Genomic DNA, 5249 nt, shown 5'->3' with positions numbered 1-5249 from the left:
CTATGATTAGCCCTCTCAATTACTGCTTTACAGAAACTTCTATCTTAGAAGTTTTGACCAGAACACTTACCAGTCTTAACGTTGTAGTTACCACATGCTAGTGGAGCTCTCCAGTCAGAGATAACGTCTTTAGAACCAGGCAGGTAGTCAGACCAAGCATCACCTTGAACAAGACCGTTAGTTGAAGAAACAATCTCAAACTGACCGTCGTCTTGGATCTCACCAATTAGAACAGGCTTAGTGATGTGGTGGTTAGGCATCATAGTTGATAGACCGCCACTTAAGTTAGGAACAGATACACCAATGATTGCATCTTGAACTGCAGTTGGGTCAGTAGTACCTGCCTTCTCAACTGCTTCAACCCACATTTTGAAACCAATGTAAGTTGCTTCCATTGGGTCATTTGTCACACGATCTTCGTCGCCGATAAACGCATGCCAGTTTTCGATGAACGTGTCGTTAGCGTCAGACTCAACACTCATGAAGTAGTTCCATGCTGCTAGGTGACCTACTAGTGGAGCCGTATCAAGACCTGCAAGCTCTTCTTCGCCTACAGAGAATGCAACAACTGGGATATCTTCTGCAGAAATACCTTGGTTACCCAATTCTTTGTAGAAAGGAACGTTTGCATCACCGTTGATAGTAGAAACTACAGCAGTTTTCTTACCTTCTGCACCAAACTTTTTGATGTCAGCAACGATGCTCTGCCAGTCTGAGTGACCGAAAGGCGTGTAGTTGATCATGATATCTTCAGCTGCAACGCCAGCATCCTTCAAGTATGCCTCAAGGATTTTGTTAGTAGTACGAGGGTAAACGTAGTCAGTACCCGCAAGAACCCAACGCTCAACACCTTGTTCTGCTAGGTAATCAACTGCAGGGATTGCCTGAGTGTTTGGCGCCGCACCTGTGTAGAATACGTTTTTAGAAGACTCTTCACCCTCGTACTGTACTGGGTAGAACAAGATGCTGTTCAACTCTTCAAATACAGGTAGAACTGATTTACGCGATACGGAAGTCCAGCAACCAAATACAGCTGATACTTTGTCTTTTTCGATCAACTCGCGTGCTTTCTCAGCAAACAATGGCCAGTTAGATGCTGGGTCAACAACTACTGCTTCAAGCTGCTTACCTAGAACACCACCTTTTTTGTTTTGCTCCTCAACCATCATCAACACCGTGTCTTTCAACGTTGTCTCTGAGATTGCCATCGTCCCTGACAAAGAGTGAAGAACACCTACTTTGATCGTGTCAGCGGCCAGTGAAACTGACGCACCCATAGAAAGCGACACTGCTGCTGCAACGCCTGCTAGTTTTGACTTGAAGTTTTTCATCGTTAACTTCCCCTTTCCTTGTTTGTTTTAGGTTTTTTTAGGACTGCTAAATCGCAATATTCCTATCGCTGACTCAGCAAGGGTCACGCCCATTTTAAAAAACATATATAAAACAATAATTTAACAAGCTAACGCAGCTAGCTGTACGCATAAGCAAAAAATATACGCACCATAATGTGGCTGAATTATGGGTGGGAGGCGCTAAGATCGCCCAATTAATGGGCAAACAAAAAGGAATAATAAAGAAAATTAGTATGCAAGCTCTAATTTGTCACAGTACAGTGACAATCACTTGATACAGGATGTTTCAGGTTTGTTATCACTAGCGGAATCGCTAGAGTGGACTTAGCCCTTGAACTTCAAGGGCTTTTTTTACTAAATCGTACAAGTAACTCCTGTCCCTCCAAGCCTGCAATACCCACCCGGATTCTTTGCTAAATACTGCTGATGGTAAGACTCTGCATAATAAAAAGCATTAAGCGGTTTTATTTCGGTCGTGATCGCACTATAGCTAAGCGACAACAATTTTTTCTCATATTCTTTTAGCGTTTTTAAAGCGACGGCCTCATGCTCAGGCTTCATCCAATATATAGCAGAGCGATATTGAGAACCGATGTCATTCCCCTGCCTCATGCCCTGTGTTGGGTCATGCTTTTCCCAGAAAACCTTCAAAATCTCTTGTATGCTAATTTTCGACGCATCAAAAATAACCAAAACGAGCTCAACATGGCCTGTCGCACCATTACAGACCGTTTTGTAGTCCGGATCAGCTTGCTCTCCTCCACCATAGCCAACCGCAGTCGAGACAACACCGTCGAGCTGCCAAAACGCACGTTCAGCCCCCCAAAAGCAACCAAGCCCAAGCGCAATACAGTCTAGATGTTCAGCAAAAGGAGGAGTAAATTGCGTGCCGTCGACGTAGTGTTGCGTTGAGGCGCCTTGCAACAATTGCCAATCAAATTGGATGCTAGCGGAGCCATCGCCGGAATAATTCACACTAGACATAAGTTTTTGAGTCATTATTACCTCCTTTCGAAAACATTCGAACTTTAACGCTCGCAATAATAGACCGCGAATTTGTTGTTTCGTCCAACATCAGAGCATCGGCCAAATACTGAAGTGATCAATTCTGGGTACCTTAAGAAATTATTTGCCACTATATACATGGGGGCATAGCGCGCCATTTTGTCTTTGGCCGTCTTAATAAACGACTCAGTCGTCATATACTCTGTTGAAACGCCCTGATGAAACGGTGGGTTAGTTACGACGCCATTCACTCTTCCTTTTACTTCATCCCAACCATCACTCGCATACACCGACGCCGTTAATCCATTTAGGGATAAAGTCTTCTTGGTCGTCTCTAGGGCAAACCAGTTGATGTCTATACTCTCGACATCTATATCTGGATTCAAAGTTTTAATTGCTACGCTAATTACGCCGCACCCACAACCGAAGTCTAAGGTCCGTCCTTTTAAGCGACGAATATCCTGCTCAAGCAACAAAGCTGTTCCCTCATCTAACCGCCCACTCGCGAAGACACCAGGTAGTGCAGCGAGTTTGAGTTTATTCTCGGGATCGAGCTGAAAATCGAAAACTTCAAAATAATCTTGTATATCGAATGCATTAGTAGCCGATACGCCGGACGCTTCCCACAGCTGACAGTGTTTGGCTGAATCGATTTTTACGCACTCTTTTGAACGAGCCGCGAGTCGCTTTGCGCCGCTCGCAATACCGCTTTTCTTTTCGCCTAACAGATACAGTTTGCCATGATCTGCTAGTACGCTTGCTGCCAGATCTAAATACAACTCCAACTCAGATTTTGACTTTGGCATAAACAAAATAATACCGTCATAACGATCGCTACTTTCAGGGATACCAAAGACAATATTTTCTTTATCAAACTCTTCGAAAGCTTTATAGGTTCTGTAGTTGAACGTCACAACATCGTGTAACGCAAAAACATTATTTGTTGGCTCTGATGGTGGCTCAATAAATAAATAACTACTTTCGTTAGGAAAAAGATCTTCGTTACGCTCGATTACTTGGGCGGTGGCTTGTGTCACGCACACTCCTTAATAGAAACTAATTCTGTTCAGCTACTTCAAATGGCATTAATTCCGTTTCTTGTTTAATTGACGAATAATAAAAACGGAGGTTAGTGTAATGGCGTTCTGTGATAACGGGATTATCCGGAACTTCGTAGCGAGGTACAGCTCTAATTGCATCTAACGCTGAACTATCTAGTAAACGATGTCCACTGGGTTTGTATATATAGGCATTAACGATATAACCACTAGCATCAAGCTCAAGCTTAATAACACCTTCAAAGAGCTTCGTTCCCTGATACGGATTCACCCAGTACTCGTAAACTTGCTCGTTAAGTCTTTTTAGATATCGATTTACAATCTTGAATTCTTTTGATTCTTGCTCTGCAAACGGGTCCTCCACATATGCATTACCTAGATCACGTTCCTCTAAGAGCTCCATGTTTCCGAGATTACCCAAAAACTCCGGCGGGATTTTAAGTTCTTCTGGCGGGATAAAAGCGATGTCTGATTCAGCGCCAAGTTCAGCTTTACCAGAAGAATCGTTTGCAACAGCCTCGTCACCAACTCCAACTTCGTCACTAACTCCCGTAAATGCGTCCACCTCAAGAGCGCCGTTTCCTACCATATCAATTGGTGCAAATAAATCTACTGTACTGACCGCCTCCCTATCACCTTTCGTGCCTATACTGGACTCTTTCTTTTTAACGATTTCTTGCTTTGCTCCAAAATCTAGCTGAGCCTCTTTCGTGACATCTTGGTTATTCGAACTAAATTCATCACCAAGCTTGTGCTCATTGATCAAATGATCAATTAAGTCCTCTTCATTTACTTTATCTTTCTTTACTTCCTCAATTTCTGGTTCAGGAGGTTCTTCTATGGGGGGGCGTTCTTTACGCGCTTCTACTATGCGTGGAGAAACACTAGTCAAGGACAGGTTGATTGCAGTGTACGCGTGTTTTGAGTGGTTTTCTGTTTGAGAAAATGAATAGACTGCAACAAATACAATAGCGTGCAATATAGTACTCAGTAGCACTAATCTAGAAAAAACTTTTTGTTGCTGGTAGTTAGTGCTCATTTAGCGAATTAACTCGACTGCCTATTTAAAGCCCTTGGTATCCTCGTGACTATAGTCTAGCTTTAATCTCTGTAAGCGTACGAAGAGAGCAGCCGTCTCATCACTAGGCATTTCAAACTTTTTAGCAGACTGCAGTGCATTGTACATATAGTCATCAAGCTCTTTATAGCCGCTTCTCTTCTTAAATTTCAATCCGTGAATAAGCCCTTCTTCAGATACAACAAAACTAATCGCGCCATTATAAAATCGTCCATCCCATTCTGGCAGATCCTCGCCATACTCAATTAGATCCTTTATTTGTTCGTACATTGAGTTCACCGTACCGTTAACAATTTGAAATTGCTCTGGGTCCATTTGCTGGGCGACTGCTCTTTGTAAGCTTTTCAGAGCGGATTCGCCGCCCTGTGTCACAACTTGCGTCACTAATTGCCGATCACTTAGCGCCTTCAAAGTCTTGCTGCCTTGTACTAATGCAAAGACGGCCTCATCAGAGAATTCAGTTGGTCCATTCAACCTTTGATGAACCGAGTCGCCTTCCTTGTCAGATAAAGCTTTTGTTCTTTTACTATTATTTTTTAACTGGTCTTTGTTTTTAGCTTGCTCTGCTTTCTTGGCTTGTTCTGCTTTCTTGGCTTGTTCTGCTTTCTTGGCTTGTTCTGCTTTCTTGGCTTGTTCTGCTTTCTTGGCTTGTTCTGCTTTCTTGGCTTGTTCTGCTTTCTTGGCTTGTTCTTCTTTCTTGGCTTTTTCTGCTTTCTTGGCTTGTTCTGCTTTCTTGTCTTGTTCTGCTTTCTTTGC

At 43.0% G+C, this 5249-nt stretch carries 5 protein-coding genes; all 5 read right to left on the bottom strand.

Annotated features, from left to right (window positions below; translation table 11 throughout):
* Nucleotides 1-44: 44 nt before the first annotated feature.
* Complete coding sequence (gene urtA / locus A3739_RS09110) at nucleotides 45-1331, bottom strand: urea ABC transporter substrate-binding protein (protein WP_068479100.1); 1287 nt, start codon at nucleotides 1329-1331, stop codon at nucleotides 45-47.
* A 375-nt stretch (nucleotides 1332-1706) separates the two neighbouring features.
* Complete coding sequence (msrA, locus tag A3739_RS09105) at nucleotides 1707-2351, bottom strand: peptide-methionine (S)-S-oxide reductase MsrA (RefSeq protein ID WP_231877054.1); 645 nt, start codon at nucleotides 2349-2351, stop codon at nucleotides 1707-1709.
* Nucleotides 2352-2380: 29 nt separating this feature from the next.
* The gene (locus A3739_RS09100) at nucleotides 2381-3394 is read right to left on the bottom strand and encodes a class I SAM-dependent methyltransferase (RefSeq protein WP_068501075.1); all 1014 of its coding nucleotides are present in this window, start codon (nucleotides 3392-3394) and stop codon (nucleotides 2381-2383) included.
* A gap of 19 nt (nucleotides 3395-3413) precedes the next feature.
* Complete coding sequence (locus A3739_RS09095) at nucleotides 3414-4394, bottom strand: TonB C-terminal domain-containing protein (protein WP_197472235.1); 981 nt, start codon at nucleotides 4392-4394, stop codon at nucleotides 3414-3416.
* Between the two features lie 81 nt (nucleotides 4395-4475).
* A partial coding sequence (locus A3739_RS29845; protein ID WP_197472234.1) for a hypothetical protein occupies nucleotides 4476-5249 on the bottom strand: 774 nt, incomplete at its 5' end.

It is taken from the genome of Oleiphilus sp. HI0067 (assembly GCF_001635735.1).
This window is presented reverse-complemented; position numbering and strand designations above follow the sequence as displayed.